Source organism: Scytonema sp. HK-05, assembly GCF_963872035.1.
Taxonomy (GTDB): Bacteria; Cyanobacteriota; Cyanobacteriia; order Cyanobacteriales; family Nostocaceae; genus Kalymmatonema.
Window position 1 is genome coordinate 1 of record NZ_CAWMYC010000015.1, and the last position, 24184, is coordinate 24184.

18 protein-coding genes and 1 other RNA gene are annotated in these 24184 nt (G+C 45.0%); 13 read left to right on the forward strand and 6 right to left on the reverse strand.

Annotated elements, in window-relative coordinates; genetic code table 11:
* Nucleotides 1-157: 157 nt before the first annotated feature.
* The gene (trxA, locus tag AACT52_RS03645; protein WP_073636098.1) at nt 158-475 is read right to left on the reverse strand and encodes a thioredoxin; all 318 of its coding nucleotides are present in this window, start codon (nt 473-475) and stop codon (nt 158-160) included.
* 142 nt (nt 476-617) lie between these two features.
* On the opposite strand from trxA, the gene fabG reads away from it, so the two are divergent.
* The gene (fabG, locus tag AACT52_RS03650; protein ID WP_073636083.1) at nt 618-1382 is read left to right on the forward strand and encodes a 3-oxoacyl-[acyl-carrier-protein] reductase; all 765 of its coding nucleotides are present in this window, start codon (nt 618-620) and stop codon (nt 1380-1382) included.
* A 100-nt stretch (nt 1383-1482) separates the two neighbouring features.
* On the opposite strand, the gene AACT52_RS03655 is transcribed toward fabG, so the two are convergent.
* On the reverse strand, nt 1483-2562 hold the full coding sequence (locus AACT52_RS03655; protein WP_073636084.1) for an MraY family glycosyltransferase: 1080 nt from the start codon (nt 2560-2562) through the stop codon (nt 1483-1485).
* A 720-nt stretch (nt 2563-3282) separates the two neighbouring features.
* Here AACT52_RS03655 and groL point away from each other — a divergent pair.
* Nucleotides 3283-4947, forward strand: a complete 1665-nt coding sequence (gene groL / locus AACT52_RS03660) for a chaperonin GroEL (RefSeq protein WP_073636085.1) — start codon at nt 3283-3285, stop codon at nt 4945-4947.
* Nucleotides 4948-5032: 85 nt separating this feature from the next.
* On the opposite strand, the gene AACT52_RS03665 is transcribed toward groL, so the two are convergent.
* The gene (locus AACT52_RS03665) at nt 5033-5671 is read right to left on the reverse strand and encodes a response regulator (protein ID WP_073636086.1); all 639 of its coding nucleotides are present in this window, start codon (nt 5669-5671) and stop codon (nt 5033-5035) included.
* 578 nt (nt 5672-6249) lie between these two features.
* On the opposite strand from AACT52_RS03665, the gene AACT52_RS03670 reads away from it, so the two are divergent.
* Together AACT52_RS03670 and AACT52_RS03675 are read left to right on the forward strand one after the other, a co-directional pair.
* Nucleotides 6250-9501: an efflux RND transporter permease subunit gene (locus AACT52_RS03670; protein ID WP_073636088.1), complete on the forward strand. Its 3252-nt coding sequence runs from the start codon at nt 6250-6252 to the stop codon at nt 9499-9501.
* Nucleotides 9502-9552: 51 nt separating this feature from the next.
* A complete protein-coding gene (locus AACT52_RS03675) occupies nt 9553-11004 on the forward strand; it encodes an efflux RND transporter periplasmic adaptor subunit (RefSeq protein ID WP_073636089.1) in 1452 nt (483 codons plus the stop codon).
* Nucleotides 11005-11139: 135 nt separating this feature from the next.
* Here the strand turns inward: AACT52_RS03675 and AACT52_RS03680 are convergent, their stop codons facing one another.
* Nucleotides 11140-12330, reverse strand: a complete 1191-nt coding sequence (locus tag AACT52_RS03680) for a sensor histidine kinase (protein WP_073636090.1) — start codon at nt 12328-12330, stop codon at nt 11140-11142.
* 731 nt (nt 12331-13061) lie between these two features.
* Between AACT52_RS03680 and corA the strand changes: the two genes are divergently transcribed.
* The 6 genes from corA to AACT52_RS03710 all read left to right on the forward strand — a co-directional run bounded on the left by corA (nt 13062) and on the right by AACT52_RS03710 (nt 17915).
* Nucleotides 13062-14210 carry a magnesium/cobalt transporter CorA gene (corA, locus tag AACT52_RS03685; RefSeq protein WP_073636091.1) on the forward strand — a complete coding sequence of 383 codons (1149 nt, stop codon included), beginning with the start codon at nt 13062-13064 and terminating at the stop codon, nt 14208-14210.
* A gap of 65 nt (nt 14211-14275) precedes the next feature.
* Nucleotides 14276-14986, forward strand: a complete 711-nt coding sequence (locus AACT52_RS03690; protein WP_073636092.1) for a hypothetical protein — start codon at nt 14276-14278, stop codon at nt 14984-14986.
* A 49-nt stretch (nt 14987-15035) separates the two neighbouring features.
* Nucleotides 15036-15496: RNase P RNA component class A (gene rnpB / locus AACT52_RS03695), an RNA gene on the forward strand.
* 68 nt (nt 15497-15564) lie between these two features.
* Nucleotides 15565-15726: a hypothetical protein gene (locus tag AACT52_RS03700; protein ID WP_445263918.1), complete on the forward strand. Its 162-nt coding sequence runs from the start codon at nt 15565-15567 to the stop codon at nt 15724-15726.
* Nucleotides 15727-15816: 90 nt separating this feature from the next.
* The gene (gene rnc, locus AACT52_RS03705) at nt 15817-16536 is read left to right on the forward strand and encodes a ribonuclease III (protein WP_073636093.1); all 720 of its coding nucleotides are present in this window, start codon (nt 15817-15819) and stop codon (nt 16534-16536) included.
* 230 nt (nt 16537-16766) lie between these two features.
* A complete protein-coding gene (locus AACT52_RS03710) occupies nt 16767-17915 on the forward strand; it encodes a Gfo/Idh/MocA family protein (protein ID WP_073636094.1) in 1149 nt (382 codons plus the stop codon).
* A 7-nt stretch (nt 17916-17922) separates the two neighbouring features.
* Here the strand turns inward: AACT52_RS03710 and AACT52_RS03715 are convergent, their stop codons facing one another.
* Nucleotides 17923-19956, reverse strand: a complete 2034-nt coding sequence (locus AACT52_RS03715; protein WP_073636095.1) for a HAMP domain-containing protein — start codon at nt 19954-19956, stop codon at nt 17923-17925.
* Nucleotides 19957-20246: 290 nt separating this feature from the next.
* Here AACT52_RS03715 and AACT52_RS03720 point away from each other — a divergent pair, with 290 nt between their 5' ends.
* The 3 genes from AACT52_RS03720 to AACT52_RS03730 all read left to right on the forward strand — a co-directional run bounded on the left by AACT52_RS03720 (nt 20247) and on the right by AACT52_RS03730 (nt 22852).
* A complete protein-coding gene (locus tag AACT52_RS03720) occupies nt 20247-20939 on the forward strand; it encodes a RibD family protein (protein ID WP_073636099.1) in 693 nt (230 codons plus the stop codon).
* Nucleotides 20940-20988: 49 nt separating this feature from the next.
* Nucleotides 20989-22170 (forward strand): GNAT family N-acetyltransferase, encoded by a 1182-nt coding sequence (locus AACT52_RS03725; protein WP_073636096.1) that lies wholly within the window; start codon nt 20989-20991, stop codon nt 22168-22170.
* A 298-nt stretch (nt 22171-22468) separates the two neighbouring features.
* Complete coding sequence (locus AACT52_RS03730; RefSeq protein WP_073636100.1) at nt 22469-22852, forward strand: DUF4346 domain-containing protein; 384 nt, start codon at nt 22469-22471, stop codon at nt 22850-22852.
* A gap of 52 nt (nt 22853-22904) precedes the next feature.
* Here the strand turns inward: AACT52_RS03730 and psb32 are convergent, their stop codons facing one another.
* The gene (gene psb32, locus AACT52_RS03735; RefSeq protein WP_073636097.1) at nt 22905-23642 is read right to left on the reverse strand and encodes a photosystem II repair protein Psb32; all 738 of its coding nucleotides are present in this window, start codon (nt 23640-23642) and stop codon (nt 22905-22907) included.
* Nucleotides 23643-24184 lie beyond the last annotated feature (542 nt).

The following is a 24184-nucleotide window of genomic DNA, read 5'->3' on the forward strand; positions in this document are numbered from 1 at the left end:
AATCTGAAATGGTTTCCAAGGCTATGTAATATTTGCCTATACTTTCACCAACTATGGTAAATCTCTTGATTCTTTTGTTTTGTCAATTTCGACGAATATTACAAGTTCAGATGGCTGGTAGAGACGCTATACATAACGTCTCTACCTTGAAAGCGAATTAAATCAATGTTGTTAAACGTTGCACTAACTGCGGTGCTTGCAGCACGCCCTCAATTCGATCCACTGGCTGACCCTGCTTAAATACTACCAGCGTTGGTAGAGCATAAATTTCATACTGAGATGCTAATTCTGGATATTTCTCAGTATCAATTTTTACAACTCGGATGCGCCCTTGAAGTTGAGCGTTGACTTGCTCTAAAATTGGACTCATCATGTGACAAGGTCCACACCAGTCGGCGTAAAAATCCACCAATACAGGTACATCAGAACCAGACAGCATCTCTTCAAAGCTGTTGAATTGTTTTTTCGTACTCATGTGATACGCACCAGTTTTGTATTGTTTGTTTTCAATAGTAGTTCCCAAGAGCATTTATCTGTGTCATCTCCTAGATTGTTTTTATTGTTGGCGCACAATCACCCTATGATCATTAGCGCAATGACACTAAAGAGGAATATTCATGGAACTATTGCCAGAAGATTTGCAGAGTTTGCGCGGACAGGTTGCTATTGTCACGGGTGCTTCAAGGGGAATTGGGCGAGCGATCGCACTAGAATTAGCCAAACTGGGAGCAAACGTAGTTGTCAATTATGCCAGTTCTAGCAATGCAGCCGAAGAGGTCGTTGATACAATTACAAAAGCCGGAGGAAGTGCGATCGCACTCCAAGCTGACGTTTCTCAAGCTGACCAGGTAGAAGCGCTAATTAACACAGCGATGGAAAAGTTGAATCGTGTCGATATCCTGGTCAACAACGCAGGTATCACCCGCGACACGCTGCTTTTGCGAATGAAACCAGAAGACTGGCAAGCCGTGATTGACCTCAATCTTACTGGTGTCTTTTTATGCACTCGTGCTGTGAGTAAAATTATGCTCAAGCAACGTTCGGGACGGATTATCAACATTACCTCCGTTGCCGGACAAATGGGCAACCCCGGACAAGCCAACTACAGCGCCGCTAAAGCAGGTGTCATCGGCTTCACCAAAACTATTGCCAAAGAATTTGCCTCTCGTGGCATCACCGTTAATGCAGTCGCTCCTGGTTTCATCGCCACTGACATGACAAGCAATATCAAAGCTGAAGATATTCTTAAGTATATCCCTCTTGGTCGCTACGGTCAACCAGAAGAAGTCGCTGGGATGGTGCGCTTCCTCGCCGCTGACGCTGCTGCTGCTTACATTACCGGACAAGTCTTTAACGTTGATGGCGGAATGGTGATGGCATAGCCAAAGAGTAGGGGAAGTAGAGGAAGAAAATACTTCCTCATCCCCACGGCAGTTGCTACAACGGGGGGAACCCCCGCAACGCACTGCCTCCTCATCTTCCTCAGGCTGCTCGTATCCTTTGCAAAACAATGAAGCCCAAAAAGCAGATGATCCCTATGGTAGTGATAAGCATCTGTATCAAGGTCATGTTTTGTAGTCTCATCGCCAGCAAGTTACAAATCAAGGTAATTGACCAAAGAGTCAGCGCGGCGTGGCGTTGAGAGAAGCCCCAAGCTAGTAAGCGGTGGTGCAGGTGGTCTTTCCCAGGGGTGCTGAGAGGATTTTTGCCCGCCATAAGCCGCCGAACAAACACTTGAGTCGTGTCGAGTACTGGTAACAGCAAAAACAGAACCGGTGCCACTAAAGAGACAGCGGTGGGTGCTTGGAGGTTACCTAAAATACTCGTAGCAGCTAGCACATAACCGAAAAAGTAGGCTCCGGCATCACCCATAATGATGCGCGAAGGGTGGAAGTTGTGGCGCAAGAAGCCCAACGCCGCACCAGCCAAAGCTGCTAGAACTAACGTTGCTGCCGCACGATTAGGAACTTGAGCGGAAACAGCTAACAAGCTCATGGCGGTGATAAAGCTGACTCCTCCCGCCAAACCGTCCATACCATCCATTAAGTTGACAGCATTAGTAATTCCTACTACCCACAATACTGTTAGTAATACTGATAATGTAGAGTCGATGGGAGTACCAAAAGAAACTTCAATAGTGATACGATTAGCAACCAGCAACAGAGCCGTGAGAACCTGAATTAACAATCGAACCAGAGGGGGTAAACCAAATTGGTCGTCGATAAAGCCCACAAGAACTAGTATCGAACCCCCTAGAAGAATCGTCTGTACTTCAGCCAGTACCCTTTCGAGTTCGATAGGTCGTAAGAGACTAGCTAGTACCACTGCGGCAATCACTCCTGCATAAATAGCCAGACCCCCTGCATTAGGCAAAGGTTCTCGGTTGAGACGTCGCGCGTTAGGTTGGTCAGCCCAACCAACACGCAAGGCAAATTTGCGGACTGCCGGAATCAAACGCCAAGTTACACTACAAGCCAAAAGGAACGTAAATACTACTGCCAACCAGCCGGAACCGCTAGGGTCAGCAATACCGAGGGACCGAAGGGAGCTGTATATGTTCATCTCCCGATTTAACTATGATTGCCAATGTGCATAAGCATCAACTGTATATTAATCATTTTTTTTCTAACTATTTGTAACCTTATAAAAAGTTGCTTCTAATATAGAGTCATTCCGGAGGAAACGGTATCGAGGGTAGGGGGAAAGGCAGCCTTCATACCTGTCAACAATCACGCTCAAACACCCAATTTACCGTCGTTTTAGATCCCCCAACCCCCGAACCCTTGGGGGCTAAAATTTTATTTCCCCCGAAAACCGGGCAGATTAAGGAGAGCGAAAAATCCTCAAATGCTTGTGAGTAAAGGTTTTTGGCTGAAGTTGACACCAATGGGCAGCCTTGCGCCGTTAGGGGAATAGGGTATAGGGTAAAGGAATTATTTTTTCATTTTGTACTTGGAATTTTGAATTGTCACCCTACACCCCAAACCTTAAAATCATCTCTTAGAATCCAAGTTGGTATTAAAGGACTGGGGATTGGGGATTAGGGATTGGGAATCCTTGTTTGCTTTTCATCAAATTATGTCCGGGGTAACAAAGCCCAGACCTAAGGCTTGGAAATTTTTCCCAGTCGCAAGTCGCCAGTCCCCAATCCCAGAGCGGCTTTCCTCCCCCACCAACGAGTACGTATGATGGGGGAGGAACGCCGCTTTTGTGTTGAAGTCATTAGCACTCAGCGGTCAAGAGTGCTAAATTGTCTATTGGAAGCGCTAGAGAACACCAAACATGGCAAAAATTGTTTCATTTAATGAAGATTCGCGCCGAGCGTTAGAACGAGGCATTAATGCTCTTGCTGATGCCGTGAAAATTACCTTGGGACCAAAAGGTCGCAATGTTCTGTTAGAGAAAAAATTTGGTGCCCCCCAAATTGTCAACGATGGTATCACCGTAGCCAAAGAAATTGAACTAGAAGACCCTTTAGAAAACACTGGCGCAAAACTCGTCCAGGAAGTGGCGTCAAAAACCAAAGATGTGGCTGGAGATGGCACCACCACTGCGACTGTGTTGGCGCAGGCGTTGATCAAAGAAGGTTTGAAGAATGTCGCCGCAGGTACTAACCCCATTGCCCTGAAGCGGGGAATCGACAAAACCGTCGAGGCGCTGGTGCAGGAAATTGCAGCAGTAGCCAAGCCAGTAGAAGGTGCGGCGATCGCCCAAGTTGCCACCGTCAGCGCGGGTAACGACGAAGAAGTCGGCAGAATGCTGGCTGAGGCGATGGACAAAGTCACCAAAGACGGTGTGATCACCGTTGAAGAATCCAAGTCTCTAACAACGGATTTAGAAGTTGTTGAGGGGATGCAGATCGACAGGGGTTACATCTCCCCCTACTTCATCACCAACAACGAACGCTTGACTGTGGAATTTGAAAATGCCCGCATCCTGATTACCGACAAGAAAATCAGCAGCATCCAAGATTTAATTCCAGTTTTGGAAAAAGTTGCCCGTTCGGGTCAACCGTTGCTGGTTATCGCCGAAGATGTGGAAGGGGAAGCTTTAGCAACTTTGGTGGTGAACAAAGCGCGAGGAGTGCTGAATGTCGCCGCTATTAAAGCGCCTGGGTTTGGCGATCGCCGCAAAGCATTGTTGCAAGACATTGCCATTCTCACCAACGGACAGCTGATTTCCGAAGAAATTGGTTTAAGCTTGGATACCGCTTCTTTGGAAACCCTGGGAACTGCCCGGAAAATCACGATTGACAAAGAAAATACCACCATCGTCGCTGCTGGTGACAACACAAAAGCAGACGTGGAAAAGCGAATTGGTCAAATTCGCAGACAACTTGAAGAAACAGATTCAGAATACGATAGAGAAAAACTGCAAGAACGCATCGCCAAGCTGGCTGGTGGAGTTGCAGTGATTAAAGTGGGTGCGGCGACAGAAACCGAACTCAAAGACCGCAAACTGCGGATTGAAGACGCCCTCAACGCTACCAAAGCGGCTGTGGAAGAAGGTATCGTTCCTGGTGGTGGAACAACCTTGATTCACTTGTCCAAAAAGGTGCAAGAGGTGAAAAAGACCCTTAACGCCGAAGAACAGATTGGCGCTGATATTGTAGCACGAGCGCTCGAAGCCCCATTGCGTCAAATCGCAGACAATGCTGGTGCTGAAGGTTCTGTAATTGTCGCCAGAGTGCGGGAGAGTGATTTCAACGTTGGCTACAACGCTGCTACTGGCGAATTCGAGGACTTGATTGCTGCTGGAATCATCGATCCAGCAAAAGTCGTGCGTTCAGCTTTGCAAAACGCTGCTTCTATTGCTGGAATGGTTTTAACCACCGAAGCGATCGTGGTTGAAAAACCAGAGAAGAAACCCGCCGGCGGTGCGCCTGACATGGGCGGCATGGGCGGTATGGGCGGCATGGGCGGCATGGGCGGCATGGGCATGATGTAGTACCCGTTTGCCATTGTTTGCCATTTTGTAGATACGCATTGTAGAGACGCCCCATGGCGCGTCTCTACATATCAGGAAAATCTCACTAAATTGCCAAATTTTCCTTCGCCCACAAAGCCGCTTGAGTGCGATCGCGTAACCCCAACCGTCCCAAAATTTGCGTCACGTAGTTTTTCACCGTCCCTTCAGTCAGATGCAGCGTTTGGGAAATTTCCCGATTATTTTTACCTTCAGCAATCAGAGTCAATACTTCTAATTCCCGTTCACTCAAACGTTGCTGTGGGGTATTTGGCTTCACAGCACCCGGAGGACGCAACTGAGCAAAAACTTTCGGTGCGATCGTCGGACCAAGTTGACAATGTCCTTGATCGAGAGTGCGAATTGCCGTTGCGAGTTGTGCTGAAGGTGTACTTTTGAGAAGATAGCCGAGTGCGCCTGCTTGTAGCGATTGCCAGATATACTCGTCTTCGTCAAAGGTAGTTAGCACAAGAATTCTAATCCAAGGAAAGGATTTATGAATTTCACGAGTTGCTACAACACCGTCACACACAGGCATTCGCACATCCATGAGAATGACATCTGGTTGTAGGGTTTGGGTAAGAGCGATCGCTTCTTTTCCATGACTCGCTTGTCCAACAATTTCCAAGTCCTCTTCTAACGCGAGCAAGGAGGCTAATCCTTGGCGAAAGAGTGGTTGGTCATCTACAAGCAATAATCGAATCATCTTAAGCAACTTTAGATTTTGATTTTGAATTTACTTGGCACGCTCGTTGTCGCGACACAGATGACATTGTGTAAGCGATTGTAACTTGGTAAGCAATTTTTCCATATATGTGGCAAACTTAACTTTACATACATCTTAATAATTCGTAGTCTTATAATAAGCACCATAATAGTCTGACTCACAAACTTATAACTTACTACAGTGATGTCCAGTATGACTCCGTTACTTAACTATATGGTTGTATCGTAAACTTAAACATTACGCGCAATCATCCGCTAGGATTGCAAGTCTGATTGCCTACTCTAGCGGTCTATGTCATTAATTTTGATTGGTTCGTAGTGGGCGCTTTAGCGTTCTCAAAGTTGAGGACGCGCATTCCTGACTACAAGCAAGAATATGACACTTACGAGCGACACCCAACTTGGTTAGAGTTTTTTCTAAACCATGTAGATTTTGACAATCAACTTAACGCAGGAAAAACTAACGAACACATACCAAACCATACTTCTAGGAGCGTTTATCCTCAAAAAGTCTTTGCAACATATCCATAGAACCCCCATCTACCACTCTAGTGAACTATGTGGATTGTTCAACTTGCTCTTCGTCGTCCTTATACCTTCGTCATCGCCGCTGTTCTCATTCTCGTCTTAGGCGTGGTGACGATCACTCGTATGGCGACAGATATTTTCCCCGAAATCAACATTCCCGTTGTCAGCGTCATTTGGTCTTATAACGGTGTTGCACCGGAAGAAATGGAACAGCGCATAGTCACAACCAGTGAACGCGCTTTTACAACCACAGTCAATGACATTGAACACATCGAGTCACAATCACTCAACGGTGTCAGCGTCATCAAAGTGTTTTTCCAACCCGGTGCTAAGGTTGAAGCCGCAGTAGCGCAATTAACCTCTGTAACGCAAACAATTTTGCGCGTTCTACCTCCAGGGATCACGCCACCGCTGATTATTCGTTACAATGCTTCAAGTGTGCCGATTTTGCAGTTAAGTGTTAGCAGCAAAACGCTCTCGGAACAGGAACTTTACGACAACGGTAATAACTTTCTGCGGACGCAGCTAGCGACAGTCCAAGGTGCTGCCGTACCTTTACCTTACGGAGGTAAACCCCGGCAAATTATGGTGGATATCGATCCACAAGCGCTGTATGCTAAAGGACTTTCGGCGACTGATGTCACCGCTGCCATTAGCGCTCAGAATTTAATTTTACCTGCCGGAAGTGCCAAGTTAGGAGAGCGTGAATATTCTGTGCGCCTTAATAGCAGTCCGGATGCTGTAGACGCTCTTAACAACTTGCCGATTCGAGAAGTCAACGGTACTGTGATCTACATCCGCGATGTTGCTCAAGTCCATGATGGTTTCGCTGTCCAAACCAATATTGTGCGTCAAAACGGTCGACGTTCTAGCCTGATTACTATCTTAAAAAATGGTAGTGCTTCTACATTGGATGTCGTCGCCCGCGTTAAAGAGGCAATACCACGCATCGCCGCTACCCTACCCAAGGAATTGGACTTGGAGTTATTGTTTGACCAATCCCTATTTGTTAAAGCTTCTATCCAAGGGGTATTGACAGAAGGACTAATAGCTGCATGCCTAACTGGCGCGATGATTTTATTGTTCTTGGGCAGTTGGCGCAGCACCTTGATTGTCACTATCTCGATTCCTCTGTCGATTCTCTGTTCCATCATGATGCTGCGGTTGCTGGGGCAAACGCTCAACATTATGACCTTGGGAGGTCTTTCCCTAGCGGTTGGTATTCTGGTGGACGACGCCACCGTTGAAATTGAAAATATTCACCGCAACTTGGGACAAGGCAAACCGCTACAGCAAGCTATCCTAGATGGTGCCCAGCAAATCGCTGTTCCGGCATTTGTTTCCACCCTGGCAATTTGTATTGTATTTGTGCCAGTCGTCTTTTTAACAGGAGTCGCCCAGTCACTCTTCATGCCTTTGGGGATGGCGGTTGTATTTGCAATGCTTGCCTCATACGTGCTTTCGCGAACCGTGGTGCCTATGTTGGCACAATTTCTCCTGCGGCATGAGGTACATCTTTATACTGAACATGAAAATTCTAACGGTAATGGTAATGGTCATAACACAAATGCCCATGCTTCAGTCCCTGGTAAAGACATCTTCTGGCGCATTCACGAGCAATTCAATCACCAATTTGAAAAATTTCGCAACCGTTACCGTCGCTTCCTCGCCTGGGGGTTGAATCACCGCCGCCAAGTCTTTGTTATGTTTGGCGCGTTTTGGGTGAGTGGATTAGTTTTGTTACCGTTCGTCGGTCAAGATTTTTTCCCCCAAGTGGATGCCGGTCAGTTTCGCTTACACGTTCGTACTCCTACTGGAACCCGTGTGGAAGAAACCGAGCGGATTTTTACTCAGGTAGAGGACGTAATTCGCCAAACAATTCCACCGGCAGAACAAGAAATTATTTTAGACAATATTGGTTTACCTGTTGGTGGGGTCAACCTTGCTTTTAGTGACAGTGCCACAATTGGTGCTGCGGATGGAGAAATTCTCGTCGCACTCAAAGAAGGAAAACATCGTCCCACCTGGGGGTATGTGAAACAAATACGTCAGAAATTAGAAACCCAGTTCCCACAGTTGACGTTCTTTTTCCAACCTGCTGATATTGTCACCCAAATTCTTAACTTTGGTCTGCCTGCTCCCATTGATGTGCAAGTCATAGGTCCAAGTCGTAACCGCAAAGCAAATTATGCTATTGCCAAGCAAATTGAAGCGCAAATCGCCAAGATTCCTGGTACAGCTGATGTCCACTTACATCAAATCGTTGATGCGCCAGAGTTACGTATTAATGTAGACCGCACTCAGGCGCAACAAATTGGGCTTACTCAACGGGATGTGGCGAATAACTTGCTGACATCGTTGAGTTCCAGCGGTCAAACTTCTCCCAACTATTGGTTAGATCCTGTTAAAGGTGTGAGTTATCTGGTGGCGGTGCAAGTGCCGCAATATAAAATCAACTCTTTAGAAGCACTCCAAAGTACTCCGATCACGAACAACTCGACTTCACCGCAACTGTTAAGCAACCTTGCCACAGTGCAACGAGGTAGAGCAATGGCAGTAGTGAATCATTATAACGTGCAGCCTGTATACGATGTTTACGCCAATGTCCAAGGTCGGGATTTAGGCGCTGTGTCGCGAGATATTAATAAAGTTTTGGCACCGTTTCGCCGTAAGTTGCCGCGCGGTAGTTCGATTGTGATCCGGGGTCAGGTGGAAACCATGAACGCCTCGTTCTTAGGATTGGGAGTGGGGTTGATATTTGCGATCGCCTTAGTATACTGCTTGATGGTGGTAAATTTCCAATCTTGGATCGACCCGCTGATCATTATGATGGCGCTGCCAAACGCTTTATCTGGAATTATCTGGATGTTGTTTGTTACCAATACGACCTTCAGCGTACCTTCATTGATGGGTGCGATTATGTGTATTGGAGTTGCCACTGCCAACAGCATCTTACTTGTGACTTTTGCGAATGAGCAACGTCTGGAGGGGGAAAAAGCACTCTCGTCTGCTTTGGCAGCAGGTTATACCCGTCTGCGACCAGTATTAATGACCGCTTCTGCGATGATTATCGGGATGCTACCGATGTCTTTGGGATTGGGAGAAGGCGGCGAACAGAACGCACCCTTGGGTCGTGCTGTGATTGGTGGGTTGTTGGCGGCGACCTTTGCCACATTGATTTTTGTCCCCGTAGTCTACAGCATTCTGCGACGCAAACAACCCCAAAACCTTGATGATACCAAGTTGCCTTCATTTGTGGAAACAGATGGAGTCATGAGGTGATAAGCAATTCACGCATTCACGCATTCAAAAATGTAAAATCCAATTTGGTCTATGAATTCTCATCAACCTTCCAAACCTGATTCTGTTGTCGATTCTCTTGAGAAAGAGGCAACCTCAAAAACTGAAAAACGCAAAACAGGTCATTTCGGCTTGATAACGCTCATTGCTGGTGTTGGTGCATTGGTGACTGGACTTCTGGCAATTGGCATTATGCCTCGTCTTCAACAGCGTGCAGAATTAGCTGCACTTGCCAAGTCTGCCCAAACAGATCTTCCCACTGTCAATGTTGTCAAGCCCAAACGTGCTGCTAGTTCTACGGATTTATCGCTACCTGCTAGTATTCAAGCAAACCAAGAAACATCAGTATTTGCCCGAACGAATGGCTATTTGCGGCGGCGAACTGTGGATATTGGTGACAAAGTACAGGCAGGGCAGTTACTTGCAGAAATTGACACACCAGAAGCCGACCAAGAGGTGGCGCAAAGCCGTGCTGAGTTTGCAAGAGCAGAAGCAAATCTCGCCCAAGCCCGTGCTAACTTAGCCCAAAAGCAGAGCAACCTTTCTGAGGCTAAATCAAACTTAGCGGCGAGACAGGCAGAACTGAAGCAAGCACGCACGAATTTAGAATTAACCCGTCAAACCTGGCAGCGCTGGCAACAGCTTCAGCAGCAAGGGGCAGTAACTCAGCAAGCTGCCGACGAACGCAAAACGGCATTCAGTGCTAACCTTGCTAATGTCGATGCTGTTCAAGCACGTGTGAATTCCGACCAAAACAGTGTTAATGCTGCGCTTGCTAGTATCAACTCTGACCAAGCCAACGTCAACGCGTATCTCGCCAGTGTTGCCGCTAGTCGCGCAAATGTCGAAAAATCGGTTGTCTTGCAATCTTTTAAACGTGTGACAGCTCCCTACAGTGGGGTGATTACAGCACGCAACATAGACGCGGGAGCGTTAATTTCTGCTGGTAGTAATAGTAACTCAACTAATGCATGGCTATTTAAAATCGCTCAAACCAACAACTTACGTATCCGTGTGAATGTGCCACAGACTCTTGTGCAATCGATTCGCCAAGGTCAAACAGCTCAGATTCACGTCCGTGAGTTCCCCAGCAAACCGTTCACAGGCAAAGTTGTTCGCACTGCTGACGCCCTTGATCCCAAATCAAACACCCTTTTGACAGAAATCCAAGTGCCAAATTCCGATGGTACACTGCGACCGGGCATGTATGCTCAAGTCACATTTACCACTACCCGTGTGAATCCACCTGTGCTAGTGCCAGCTAATACTTTGGTGATTAACTCGGAGGGTACTCAAGTCGCTAGTGTGACCAAAGACCAAACTGTACACTATCGCAAGGTAGAGATTGGTCGAGACTATGGCACTCAAGTAGAAATCACTACCGGTTTGAGCCCAGATGAATCCCTAATTACTAATCCCACCGATGATTTACGCGAGGGGACACGGATTCAAGCTGTTGCTGTTAAACCTAAGAAGCCAAATTAGCCACATACCAATTACCAAGTTATGTCAGTTGTATCAAATATAGCTCTTGTGGACTAGATATCTTGCAAAAATACAGTTTGGAACCGCAGATGGACACAATAATTTATCTGTGTCCATCTGTGTCCATCTGTGGTTTTATAGTGGAATTATCGCTTGAATCTGAGTCCCCTCACCAAGACTACTCTTAATCTTGAGTTCCCCTCCCAAAATGTGAACTCTCTCGTGCATTCCTCGCAGTCCAAAGCCTGTGTGAGGTGCGCTGGCTTCAAAGCCCTGTCCATTATCAGTTAATTTTAGAATAATCGCATTGGAGGTTTGATAACCTTTAAGACTGACAACAGTAGCCGAGGCGTGTTTTTGAATATTCGTCAGTCCTTCCTGCACAATACAATAAAGTTGGTGGCTGGTTTGAACAGGTAATTGCGGAAGCTGCACATCAAGCTGAATGACAAATGCTTGGTTTCGTCCAACTTGTTCCACCAAGGTACTGAGCGCTTCATTAAGATTAAAATTAGTCTGTCGCATCGTTTGCACAGACCGCCTGACTTCAGTTAAGCACTGATTGGTTAAGTCTTTGGCAATATCCAAAGACTTTGCAGCTTGAATGGGATCGCGTTGGTACAATTTTTGAGCTAATTCCAATTGCACATCCAATGTTGTGAGAGAATGTCCTAAAGAATCATGAATTTCACGAGCAATGCGAGTTCGTTCCAAAGTTGCAGCTAAGGTTTCTACCTGTTGGGTGAGAACCTCTGCTTTTTGTCTGCTTTTTTGCTCTGCAATAATAACAAAGGCAAATAAAATAACAAAGGTACTCGCTGCTAGGTAGCTACTAGTATCGTTAATAATATTCCTGATAATCATGGAATTTACATCATAGAGCCGAGCTATACGTTCAGCAACATGCGCACGATCAAACTCAATTCTTGACGATAAAGTGCCAAGCCAGACGACATTCCAAAGTATTCCAGTGGCGATCGCAGTTATGACTATTTCTTTACGTCTAAGTAAGAAGCAGCTTTTTGTCAGCACAAGATAGAGTAATATATCTAGTCGCCAATTGACTGCTCTGGCAGACATTATGGGTAGTATTTCTAATAATATATAAGCTCGTCTTTGCCAAATAGGGCGATTTATTGGGAATAGAAAACTTAATAAAGTAGATATACTAAGAGATGCCAAAATAACATAAGTAGGTATAACTTGGGATGCATAAATATCTTCAGGGCGATTCACTATCATGAGGAAAAAATAGACAACCAAAAGCGTCCATTCTACGTATTGCAAAGTCCGACGGATAGAAGAAGTTGTGGCGATTGCATTCATTGGAGTCTATCGCGTGAAGTAACAGGGGAAATCAAAACATATCATGGACAGGCTTAGTACCATGAAAATACGGCATTTGTCATCAGTCAAGCTGAAGATATATTAAAATTTTATACAATTTCAGTCGAAATATCACACTAGTGCAGCGGGGGCGGAAGTCACAAGGGCAGTTAAAAAACAGCCAAACCTTGATGGAATCAGTATTATTCTCTTCTGCCTTTTGCCGTCTAACGAATTGCACTAGTACAGCAGGGCGTAAATAATACCGAGTTGCGTTCATAGGTATCACATCACCCCCCGCCCCTCTCCAAGGCATTGGAGAGGGGCGGGGGGCTGAGCTAATTGAGCTGAATGTCATTTCAGATATTGTATTAATATTTTTGAAGCAGTTTGTCTTGCAAGGGCAAACTGTTTTTTTGATAGTATTGCTAATCTATAGCGGTTCTCGGCTGTATTCAAGATAGCTGTTGTGAGGTAGATATCTTACCTGCCTTTAACACAGCACAGACAAGACGCCCCTGTTATAAGAAAATCAGAACTGTGATGCATTCAATTGAAAAATGCACTACAGTACTACATAAAACTTTGATTGACTTGTAATTGTAAAATAACTGACAAATAATGAAAGAAATCAACTACATTGTCCTATCTCAAGACCAAAACTCAAGAGTCCGAAGTCTTTAACAAATGACTCATGACGAATGATTCATGACTCAACCAGGTAAAAGTTCATGGTAAGAAAACTCCGCCGCTCGCTTCAAGTCGTTCCTAAACCTTATAACGAAGATGACTTCTATCACCAACCAGGAACCATACCAGGAACCATCATTATTCCCACAGATGCTTCACCACCAAAAATTACGTTGATTGACTATCATGCCACTGGCGATGTCATTCGCAAAGAACTGAACACCCCGGAAGAGTGCACCCCCTATCTAGATAGGGAATCTGTTTCTTGGGTGGAAGTGCAAGGTTTAGGCGATGAAGACATTTTGCGACGCCTGGGAAAGGTGTTTGATCTACATCCTTTGGTATTAGAAGATATTGTTAATGTGGCAGAGCGTCCAAAAATAGAGGAATATGAAGACCATTTGGTGATTATTTGCCGAATGGTTGTGCCAAAGGAAAGAAGATATGGATTTTATAGTGAGCAAGTGAGTTTCGTATTGGGGAAACATTACTTGCTCACAGTACAGGAAGAGCCAGATCATGATTGCTTGGAAGGAGTGCGATCGCGAATTTGCAACAATAAAGGCACTATCCGCAAGCGGAAAGCAGATTATTTAGCTTACGCTTTGTTAGATGCAATTGTCGATGGCTTTTTTCCAGTTCTAGAGCGTTATGGTGAGCAAATCGAAGATTTAGAGGACGAAGTCATAACAAACCCCAGCCGACAAACACTACAAAAAATTTATCAAGTTAGGCGAGAATTACTGCAACTGCGTCGCTACATATGGCCCCAGCGAGATGCGATTAATTCTCTGATTCGTGATGGCAATGAACTTATTTGTGAGGAGGTGAGAATTTACCTGCGAGACTGTTACGACCATACAGTGCAAGTGATGGATATGGTAGAAACTTACCGAGAACTTGCATCTGGGTTGATGGATGTTTATCTTTCGGCAGTAGGTAACAGAATGAACGAAATCATGAAGTTTTTGACCGTGACGTCGTCAATTTTTATTCCGCTCACTTTTATTGCCGGAATTTATGGTATGAACTTCAATACTGAAAAATCGCCATATAATATGCCTGAACTCAATTGGCATTGGGGTTATTTTATGTGCTTAGGATTGATGGCGGCGATCGCATTTGTTTTGGTCTTCATTTTCTGGCGGCGGGGCTGGTTCCAGAATTTTTCAAAAATTAATCGTGAATAAAAGATGTGAGATTATCAGTAAGTTGAGTCACCACGCATTAGTACAGGGAGTTAATATACAAAGTTATGAGAACCGGCGACAACAATTTAGTTATTCTGACACTTTATATAATTGGCATTACTTATACCTTTAACCAGATGGTTGAATCAATCGATGAACAAGTAAAGATTGATTTCAAGAAAACATCTGTAGACCAACAACTGAAAGAACAAAATCTCCAAGACACAATTGGGATTAGTTTTGGGGGACTGGCAAAGACGTACCCAATTGACAAACCACAATCTTTGTCGATTAACATTGAAAATAAATCCCAGGATTTAGCAATATACGTTGATTGGGACAATTGCGCTTTTGAAGAATTTGACGGAACCTCCAAGCGAGTCATTCGGATGTCACCAGACATAACCCGTGACTTAGCTGTATTACAAACTCCCAGTCTCATTGTCCCTGGTAAAACACTCAGAGAATCAGTCTCATCTGAAGGTGTTTTCGAGCGTGATAAGATATCTGGAACATATACAGCAACAAAAAACTCGGTAGCGAACATCCTCAAATGGAAAACAAGCCCCGTTAGGGCACAAAAAAAACAATTTAATGAGTTTATAAGCAGAAAACGTATCTTTGAGTTTTCCCTAGATTTAGTGTTTCGGTTAGCTGAAACAAATGTCGGTGTCGCTCAAGGTAGGAATATCCCTCCCCTATGCATTGTCAAGTGTCCTTTCACCGTTAGGAAACTACCTTGGACATATGCCTTGCCTTGGAATAAGATGCGGTAAACCAGAACTACTGGTTTGGTCATTCAAAGACTACACTGGATATTAGGAGAGAGTAGGCGCAGGCGGTTGCAGATCAGTTTCGTTGAAGCTGGTTTGAGGAAAGTCCGGGCTCCCGAAAGACCAAACCTGCTGGGTAACGCCCAGTGCGAGCGATCGCGAGGATAGTGCCACAGAAAGATACCGCCAAAATCAGTGAACAGTTATCAGTAAACAGTAAACAGGGAATACCTGATAACTGATAACTGATACCTGATAACTGAAAAAGGTAAGGGTGCAAAGGTGCGGTAAGAGCGCACCAGCACGACCGAGAGGTCGTGGCTCGGTAAACCCCGGTTGGGAGCAAGGTCACAAGGAACTACGGTTGGTCTTTTACCAGTTCCGTCATAAGAGCCGCTTGAGGCGTCTGGTAACAGGCGTCCCAGATAGATAACTGCCCTCTAAATGTAGAGACGTAGTATGCTACATTTCTACAAAAGAGAACAGAACCCGGCTTACGTTCCGACTCTCTCCCTCTTTTTGTCCTTTGTTATTTGTCCTTAGTCCTTTGTTCATGAACAATGACTAATGACCCTTCGGGTATGCGCAAAGCGCACGCAATCATGCGTTCGCGTAAGTCCTGCGGACAGGCTGCGCCAATGCGGAGCGTGTCCGTTCGGCGAAGCCGTGCCGAAGGCATAGGACTCAGCGTCTCTGAAAGAGATACGCCAGTCGCCGTGAGAGCGGGAAACCCTCCTGCATAGCGCTGGCTCACTGATGACTAATGAACGCCACTTGCACGCCCTTCGGGGGGAACCCTCAAGGGCGCAGTAGCTCCTGATGACTAATAACTAATGAGCATCGCTTATCCACGCCGTCAACGGCAACTCGAAAGCTTAGTCAGAAAATTTGGTCTGCCAGCAGACGCAGCTATAAAGTGGGAACTGCTGGACTTAGCGCTGACTCATCCTACTGTCTCCGAGTCGGCAAATTATGAACATCTGGAGTTTGTCGGCGATGCAGTCGTGCGATTAGTGGCAGCCATTGTATTATGGGAGACCTATCCCAATTGCCCAGTCGGAGATTTTGCAGCAATTCGTTCTGTGTTGGTGAGCGATCGCATGCTCGCCCAACTAGCAAGAGAATACGGCTTGGAGCTATACTTACTGGTTGCTGGCAGTGCAACCGCTGATAAAGTTGGTCAGGAGTCACGACTGGCAGATGCCTTTGAAGCAGTCTTAGGTGCGCTTTATTTAAGTACAAACAATCTCGAACTCATTCGCTCTTGGCTAGACCCTCACTTTAAACAACTTGCAGCAGAAATTCGCCTCGATCCAGCTAGATTTAACTATAAAGCCGCTCTACAAGAATGGACTCAAGCAAAGTATAAAGTTTTACCAGAGTATCGAGTGGTGGAAATCAATCAACCGCAGCACAATCAAGAGCGTTTTCTTGCTGAAGTGTGGTTGCACGAACAAAAGCTAGGTGAAGGAAAGGGACGCTCGATCAAAGCTGCCGAACAGGCTGCCGCAAAAGTAGCTTTTTTAGCACTTGACACTCAGGAAAAATCCTGATATGAAACGGTAAAGGGGACTGGGGATTAGGGATTAGGGATTGGGGACCCTTGTTAAAAATCGAAAAATTATGTCCGGGGTAACAAAGCCCGGATCTAATGGGTGGAAATTTTTCCCCTTCAACAGTCACGAGACAGGGAGCACCCATTCATGAGGGCAGTGCGGTGGTGAACCAGTGCTGCCTCCTAATGACTAATGACTAATGACTAATGACTAATGACTAATGACTAATGACTAAGAAAATTAAAATTGCTGTTGTTGGCGTTGGACGTTGGGGCGTACATTTGCTACGGAATTTTTTGGAACATCCGCAAGCTGAGGTAGTAGCGGTCATAGACCCGAACTCACAACGTCTAGCAGAGGTGAAACAGCAGCATAACTTAGATGACAAGATACTACTGACAACCGAGTGGCACTCGATACAGCAAGTAACGGATTTAGAAGCAGTAGTTATTGCTACTCCTGCTAGCACGCATTACTCCTTAATTACCGACGCATTGCATTGGGGTTACCACGTTTTAGCAGAAAAGCCTTTAACTCTCAACTCAGCAGAATGTCGAGAACTGTGCCTGCTTGCAGAAAAACAGCAACGACAACTGATAGTTGACCATACCTACTTATTTCACCCAGTCGTTGAACGAGGGAAAGCTGTCGTTCAGGCGGGTCAATTAGGTGATTTACGCTATGGATACGCTACCCGTACTCATTTAGGACCAGTCCGCCAAGATGTTGATGCGCTGTGGGACTTAGCCATTCACGATATTGCCATTTTCAATTCTTGGCTAAATCAGATACCTGTGAAAGTGCAAGCAACAGGTACGGTGTGGCTTCAGGGAGGTGGCGAACAGATGGGGGAGGAGGGGGAGAAATCAATTCAAAATTCAAACTTCAAAATTCAAAATTCAAGCATTAGAGTATCTCCCTCATCTCCCTCATCCCCCTCATCTCCCTCACCTCAAACCCAAGGATTAGCCGACTTAATCTGGGCGACGCTGACTTATCCGAATAACTTTCAAGCGTACATTCACTTGTGTTGGCTTAATCCCGATAAACAACGACGGCTTGGAGTTGTCGGAAGCCTTGGCAGCCTGATTTTTGATGAAATGTCCCCGACATCACCTCTGACGCTACTACATGGTGAGTTTGAACGTCAGGAAAACCGATTTATTCCAGTGAATCAAAGGCAACAACTGCTGGAAATAGAAACAGGCGAACCTTTACGGCGGGTGTGCAATCACTTTATGACCTGTGTGCTTTACAATACTCCCTCAGAGGTTTCATCTGGCTGGGTAGGAACGCAGTTAGTACAAATTCTTGCTGCTTTGACAGAATCTCTCAATAAAGGCGGTAAACCTGTTTTTCTTAATGCAAATGAGTAGTAAAATTCTACAATTTTGCATTTTGCATATTCAATTTTGAATTCTTTAACTCTTTGTTGACAGAAGATGCGAAGCGGTTTTTTTTCAGAGCAACTTCTTCTGCTGTTTGCTTCATCCCTCTTGCTGCTTGATCCCCAGAGGAAATGCTCAGATTTCCTGAATTTTCTTGCCTTCCTGAACCAGGTAACAATGAGGCATCAATTAAAGGCAAAGTAATGGTGACTGTCGTGCCTTGGTTAAGACCTGCACTCTTGAGAGTGATGGTACCTCCCATAAGTTCAATTAAGTTTCGTGAAATTGCAAGTCCCAGTCCTGTACCACCAAACTTACGTGAAGTTGAATCCTCCACCATCACGAAAGGACGAAAGAGTTTTTGCTGTTGAGCCGGATCAATCCCTAGCCCTGTATCTGTAACAGAGACAAGAACTTCAGATTTATCATGACTACGTTGAATGTCTGTGGAAATTGTAATGCTTCCCTCATCAGTAAACTTAGTTGCATTACCGATGACATTAATAAGCACTTGTTTCAGCTTTGCGGCATCAGCATTAACTGGAATTAGCTCATTCAACTCAGGAATATTCAACTGCAAGCCTTTTTGTTGAACATTCACTGATTGTATATTAATAACTTCTTTAAGGACTTGTCGAAGGTCAATAGGTTGCAAGACGACTGAGAGCTTGCCTGCTTCTATTCTGGAAATGTCAAGTAAATCATTAATAATGCCTAACAGGTGAATAGCTGTATCATCGGCACGCTTGAGAAACTCTAATTCTTCTTCGCGGTCATCGCACATACCATCTCGAACCAGACGAACGCAATTAATGATAATATTTAGCGGGTTTCTCAACTCATGGGAAGTCGTAGCTAAAAAATGGCTTTTTACCTGGTTGGCGGCTTTTGCTTCTTTCCATGCTATTTCTAATTCTTCTGCCCAAGCTTTCAATCGCTCAACCATTTGTTCGAGTGCTTGCGCCAATTGGTTAAACTCTCTAATTTTAAAGTTGTGAGGAATCGGTTCTGCTGATTGATTTAAATGAAGATTTATAGCGTAGTCTCGCAATTGTTCTACAGGACGTGCTAAGTAACGAGCTAAATACAGCGACGCCAAAACACTTGCGCCAATCAAGCCACATGTTAAAACAAAAAGGATAAGTTTGATTCCCCTAAGACCATACAAAGCATTCTCCAAAGGTGTAACGGCTATAATAACCCATTGTTTCTGTTGTCCTTGTTTTATGGGACTGGGAATAGCAGTATAACCAGCAAGTAATTCTTTATCCTGATTTTCAAAAAAGAAATGGAGAAAATACTGCTTGCCTGCAAGAGCCGTTCTCACAATTTTTTTGAGTCGAGAAGCATCTCCATGTTGCTCGATATTAGTGCCAATACGGCTGGCAATTGGATGTGACAAAATTGTTCCATCATCAGCAATAACTATCGTAGAGCCTGTTAGCAAACCAGGCTTAGTTTTGATTTTTTCTTGTAGTATTGTTGTTCGGAAAATCAAGGCATAACGTAAGCCTTCTATACTATCATAGACAGGAGCAGATAACAGTAATTGCAGTTGATTTCGTAAATCTCTCCTACCAGTTGTTCCTATCTTTGGTGGTAATGTTACCTCGACATTAACCCCATCACTGGGTATGGGAGATTTGAATTCACCGATGGGTTGATCGCCGCAAGTACTTGCAACGATGTCACCACTTTGCGGCTTTGTCAGTTGAATGCAGTCTATTTGCCTTGGTAGTTGTCGTGCTAGCTGGTTGAGAAATCGTTGTATCTCACTACGTGAACCTGACTGAATAACCGTTGTTTGGCTTGCACTTAGCAAGTTGGTTTTTAAAGCAGCGCTTGCTTCGACAATCTTTTCTCCCTTGATGATGGCACTTTCTGTTAAATTTTGACGCGCAGTTTCCAGCAGGCTAGAGCGTGCGTTTTTATAGGCTACAATCTCCCCTATTAATAAAACTGGAACCGACAAAAGCAAAATTTTCGACACTAAAATCCGACGAAAGGATGATTGACGGGGTTTAGCCATCGGCTGTCTCTCTTGGTATGTGCCATCCAAAACAGCAACTCTAAGTAATTAGAGCAGCGAGTGTCATTGAGTTAGAAAAATCCTTATTTCATCACCATATTAAAAATATAAAATACTTTAATATCGAAAAGAAGCCCAGGATACAAACACTCATAGAAACTACCTACTAGAGCGACTGTTGTTGCATATGAATATTAAAGATGAAATTGGCAGATGGGAGGTTTCCAGCATCACTATTTTTGAAAATTAATATTCTATACAAAAAACATAAAAAATATCAAACCTACCCAATGGTACAACACCGTCCTCATACTACTGTAGTTTTGGCGATGAGTGCAGATGGCAAGATAGCAGATGTTACGCGATCGCCAGCTCGGTTTGGCTCCAAAACTGATAAAGCACACCTGGAAGAGCAAATCGCCATAGCTGATGCTGTTTTATTCGGTGCTAGTACACTCCGCGCCTACGGTACAACACTAACCGTAACGCATCCACAACTGCTGCAACAACGAACTCAGGCGGGAAAGCCCCCCCAGCCAGTCCATATAGTAATTACACATTCTAGCAACCTGAATCCGGAAATGCGCTTCTTTCAGCAGCCAGTCAATCGTTGGTTGCTGACGACAACACAAGGAGCGCTTTTTTGGAAAGGACGCAGAGAATTTGAGCAAATTTTGGCTTTTGAAACACCAACAGCAAAAGTTGACATTCTTGCAGCCTTACAACATTTAACAACTTTGGGCATAAAACGCTTAGCTATCTTGGGCGGTGGTGAATTAGTCGCTTCCATGCTGGAATTAGATTTAATCGATGAATTTTGGCTGACCATCTGTCCGTTGATTTTAGGCGGTTCTCTAGCACCCACACCAGTGGAAGGTAGCGGATTTTTACCCGAGTTTGCTAAGCGTCTGCAACTTATGGAAGTTCACACCATAGAGATGGAAGTCTTTCTACATTATCGGCTGCAACGACCGACAGATTAGATTACGCTAAATAAAGCTTGTGCTAAATTTTGTATCTTTGAAACCTCCAATGGTGGAACAACTAAAGCCTCGCCATTCTGTTGCTTGGATTAATAAAATTGCTGAAGTTCCCCAAAATGCTTGGGATGCTTTAGCATTGCCACTTAAAACCCCATTTTTAGAGTGGGAGTGGTTGAAAAATCTGGAAACCTCCCAAAGCGCCGCAGCTAAGACTGGCTGGTTACCGAATCACTTAACTGTATGGCGAGACAGAACGCTCATTGCTGCTGCCCCACTATACCTGAAAGGACATAGTTATGGCGAATTTGTTTTCGACCACCAATGGGCAGACTTAGCACAACGCATTGGTGTGGAGTATTACCCGAAAATGCTGGGAATGGCTCCATTTACCCCGGCTGAAGGCTATCGGTTCTTGATTGCACCAGGAGAAGATGAAGATGAGATAACGGCAATAATGCTGCATGAAATTGATGCTTTCTGCACCAAACACCGCATCTCTGGCTGTCATTTTCTCTATGTAGATCCCGAATGGCGTCCGATTTTGGAACGCCACGGCTTCACAACTTGGCTACACCACAGCTACATCTGGGAAAATCTTGGGTTTAACACTTTTGATGACTACTTGGGAGTGTTCAACGCCAACCAGCGTCGCAACATTAAGCGCGAACGCAAAGCAGTGGAAAAAGCTGGTTTGAAACTACAAGCGCTTACTGGGGATGAAATTCCCAAGTCGCTGTTTCCTTTGATGTATGAGTTCTACGCTGATACCTGTGACAAATTTGGCTGGTGGGGTAGCAAGTACTTAACGAAAAAGTTTTTTGAACAGCTACACACCCATTACCGCCATCGAGTTGTGTTTTTTGCAGCATACAGCGAGCTAGATCATCGTCAACCAGTGGGGATGTCTTTTTGTCTATTTAAGGGCGACAGGATGTATGGACGCTACTGGGGTTCTTTCCAAGAGATAGATTGCTTGCATTTTGATGCTTGCTATTATGCACCTGTAGAGTGGGGAATAGCCAACGGTATCCAAATTTTTGACCCTGGTGCTGGCGGACGCCACAAAAAGCGTCGCGGTTTCCCTGCTGCTCCCAATCACAGTTTGCACCGCTTTTACAATAATCGTTTGGCACAAATTTTGCGCAATTACATTAGTGAGGTTAATGAGTTAGAACAGCAGGAAATTGAGGCAATAAATGCGGAGTTGCCGTTTACTAATAGAAGTGATTAAAACAGTCAACACTGAACAGTACCAGCCGCAGTGAACAGGCGTATGATGGGGGATGCGCTCACAGCCACCAACGCCTTCCACGCTCTTGGTGTGGTGTTTCCCCCTCTAAGCGATGAAACTGATAACTGATAACTGATAACTGTTAAAATGAACCGCCAAAATGCTTGTTTATGCGTATCCCTCACGGGGCGCTTTGCGACTGGGCAGTTTGCCGTTAGGCTAGAACGCCCAGGAAGATAAGAATTACACTTGAGGAGAGGTGAAAAACCCCTAAAGCAAGTTGATTTCTATGGTGACTATGGATTTGAGTGTTGAAGGCTTGGCAGCGATTGACGATAAACTTTCTGGGCGTCATATTGACCTTGATCCCGGTGGGTATTTCATTATTTATCTGAATCGGGAGGAGGGATTAATTTATGCCAAGCATTTCACAAATGTGATTGATGAGCGTGGTTTGGCTGTTGATCCGGAAACTGGAAAGGTGATTCCAGCACGGGGAAAGGTGGAACGCACTCACACAACTGTATTTAGTGGGAGAACGGCAAAGGAACTGTCTGTGAAAATTTTTGAAGAACAAGAGCCCCCTCCTGTGACTCAGTTAAACCATGCGGCTTATTTGGGTCGAGAGTTTGTCCGAGCTGAGATTGCTTTACTGACAGGACAAGAGTATGTGCAAGATTAATTGGGAGTAGTTAGTAGTTAGTTGTTGACTACTAAGCACTAACTACTAAGCACTAACCGTTAGAAGATGGCTGAAACACCTGGTAGATGTAGTAAGTCGCCATTGGGATAATGGTGGCGGCAATTAAAAGTCCGATCACCCAAGCTGTTGCGTTACCTTTATCAGTTTCTTCTGCCTTCTTAAAAGTGCCTTCTACCTGCACATTGTCGGCAATTTGAGGTGGTCCAGGATCTGGTTCGCCAGATAGCACCGCGACTAGGCGATCGCTTGCATCTAAAAACGCTTGGTTGTATTTGTTACCACCCCGCAACGGTGCCGTTAAGGTTTCAGAAGCAACACTAACAGCGGTTTCATCTGGCAGCAAAGACTTAACTTTATCCCCAGTGATAATTGCCGCACCGTTCGTTACAGTGTCAATCATCAATATCGTTTGATTTGCCTGTGCTTCCTTTGTGGGAAACCATTTTTCAAACAGTGCCTTGGTGAAACTCTCAGGGGTTTCACCATAGTCAAGACGACGAAGTGTGACAATTCTTACTTCATTTCCGGTTTGATTTGCCAAATTTTCCAGAGTGCTGCTAATCTTGCCTTCATTTAGACGGCTGATCACTTCAGCTTGATCCACCACCCAGGTATGTTCCCCACTTGTAATAGTTGGTATCTCATATACACCTGTAGCCGAAGCGGATGTGGCAAATAGTAAAGAAGCTAGAATGACCATCACTGAGGGCAGAAGTAGCCGTTGGATGCGTTTTTTCCAGCCATAGACTCGGTTGAGGAGCTGTTTCATGGGAATTACCAAAACACAGACTTGCACCAAAAAAATACTACATAACCACTGGCAAAGTCTCGCTATTTACCAGTGGTTATGAACGAATACTGTTAATCACTTCTAGCTTAAATCGCAAGCAGCACAAAATTAGCAGCTTTTTAAGTCAATTTGTTTGTACTTCCGCCTTGCGGTGGTTGTAAATCGCTTGAGTGCAATACAACCATCCAGTGCGTGAGGGGTTCAGCGCTGCATGGCGTTGGAGTTTCCCCCGTTGTGTCATTTAATGACTAAGATTTTCTTCCTCACTCTCCGCAGTTCCCCACGCCCTCCGTTAGGTGTCAATGGCATTGTTCAGAATATTTATAAGGATGGCAGGCTGAATACCCTTGAGGATGTGACATCCTGAGTCAGTCACATCCGTGCTTTAGACAAGGGATGAAAGCCGCGCCCCGTAGGCTTTAGCCTACGGTGATGTTTTGTTTTTTCGGTTCAGGAAGAGTGTCAATACCCTCGTTACCAGGTTCAACCTGGTAACGAGATATTAGAGCCTCTGGCTCTTG

Excerpts from the sequence above, each read along its gene's own strand:
- AACT52_RS03715 (WP_073636095.1), bottom strand. The coding sequence starts at position 19,956 with ATGGCTAAACCCCGTCAATCATCCTTTCGTCGGATTTTAGTGTCGAAA.
- AACT52_RS03665 (WP_073636086.1), bottom strand. The coding sequence starts at position 5,671 with ATGATTCGATTATTGCTTGTAGATGACCAACCACTCTTTCGCCAAGGA.
- fabG (WP_073636083.1), top strand. The coding sequence starts at position 618 with ATGGAACTATTGCCAGAAGATTTGCAGAGTTTGCGCGGACAGGTTGCT.
- AACT52_RS03730 (WP_073636100.1), top strand. The coding sequence starts at position 22,469 with ATGGATTTGAGTGTTGAAGGCTTGGCAGCGATTGACGATAAACTTTCT.
- AACT52_RS03670 (WP_073636088.1), top strand. The coding sequence starts at position 6,250 with ATGTGGATTGTTCAACTTGCTCTTCGTCGTCCTTATACCTTCGTCATC.
- rnc (WP_073636093.1), top strand. The coding sequence starts at position 15,817 with ATGAGCATCGCTTATCCACGCCGTCAACGGCAACTCGAAAGCTTAGTC.
- trxA (WP_073636098.1), bottom strand. The coding sequence starts at position 475 with ATGAGTACGAAAAAACAATTCAACAGCTTTGAAGAGATGCTGTCTGGT.
- AACT52_RS03675 (WP_073636089.1), top strand. The coding sequence starts at position 9,553 with ATGAATTCTCATCAACCTTCCAAACCTGATTCTGTTGTCGATTCTCTT.
- AACT52_RS03655 (WP_073636084.1), bottom strand. The coding sequence starts at position 2,562 with ATGAACATATACAGCTCCCTTCGGTCCCTCGGTATTGCTGACCCTAGC.
- psb32 (WP_073636097.1), bottom strand. The coding sequence starts at position 23,642 with ATGAAACAGCTCCTCAACCGAGTCTATGGCTGGAAAAAACGCATCCAA.
- AACT52_RS03720 (WP_073636099.1), top strand. The coding sequence starts at position 20,247 with ATGGTACAACACCGTCCTCATACTACTGTAGTTTTGGCGATGAGTGCA.
- corA (WP_073636091.1), top strand. The coding sequence starts at position 13,062 with ATGGTAAGAAAACTCCGCCGCTCGCTTCAAGTCGTTCCTAAACCTTAT.
- AACT52_RS03725 (WP_073636096.1), top strand. The coding sequence starts at position 20,989 with ATGGTGGAACAACTAAAGCCTCGCCATTCTGTTGCTTGGATTAATAAA.
- AACT52_RS03690 (WP_073636092.1), top strand. The coding sequence starts at position 14,276 with ATGAGAACCGGCGACAACAATTTAGTTATTCTGACACTTTATATAATT.
- AACT52_RS03700 (WP_445263918.1), top strand. The coding sequence starts at position 15,565 with ATGCGCAAAGCGCACGCAATCATGCGTTCGCGTAAGTCCTGCGGACAG.
- AACT52_RS03680 (WP_073636090.1), bottom strand. The coding sequence starts at position 12,330 with ATGAATGCAATCGCCACAACTTCTTCTATCCGTCGGACTTTGCAATAC.
- AACT52_RS03710 (WP_073636094.1), top strand. The coding sequence starts at position 16,767 with ATGACTAAGAAAATTAAAATTGCTGTTGTTGGCGTTGGACGTTGGGGC.
- groL (WP_073636085.1), top strand. The coding sequence starts at position 3,283 with ATGGCAAAAATTGTTTCATTTAATGAAGATTCGCGCCGAGCGTTAGAA.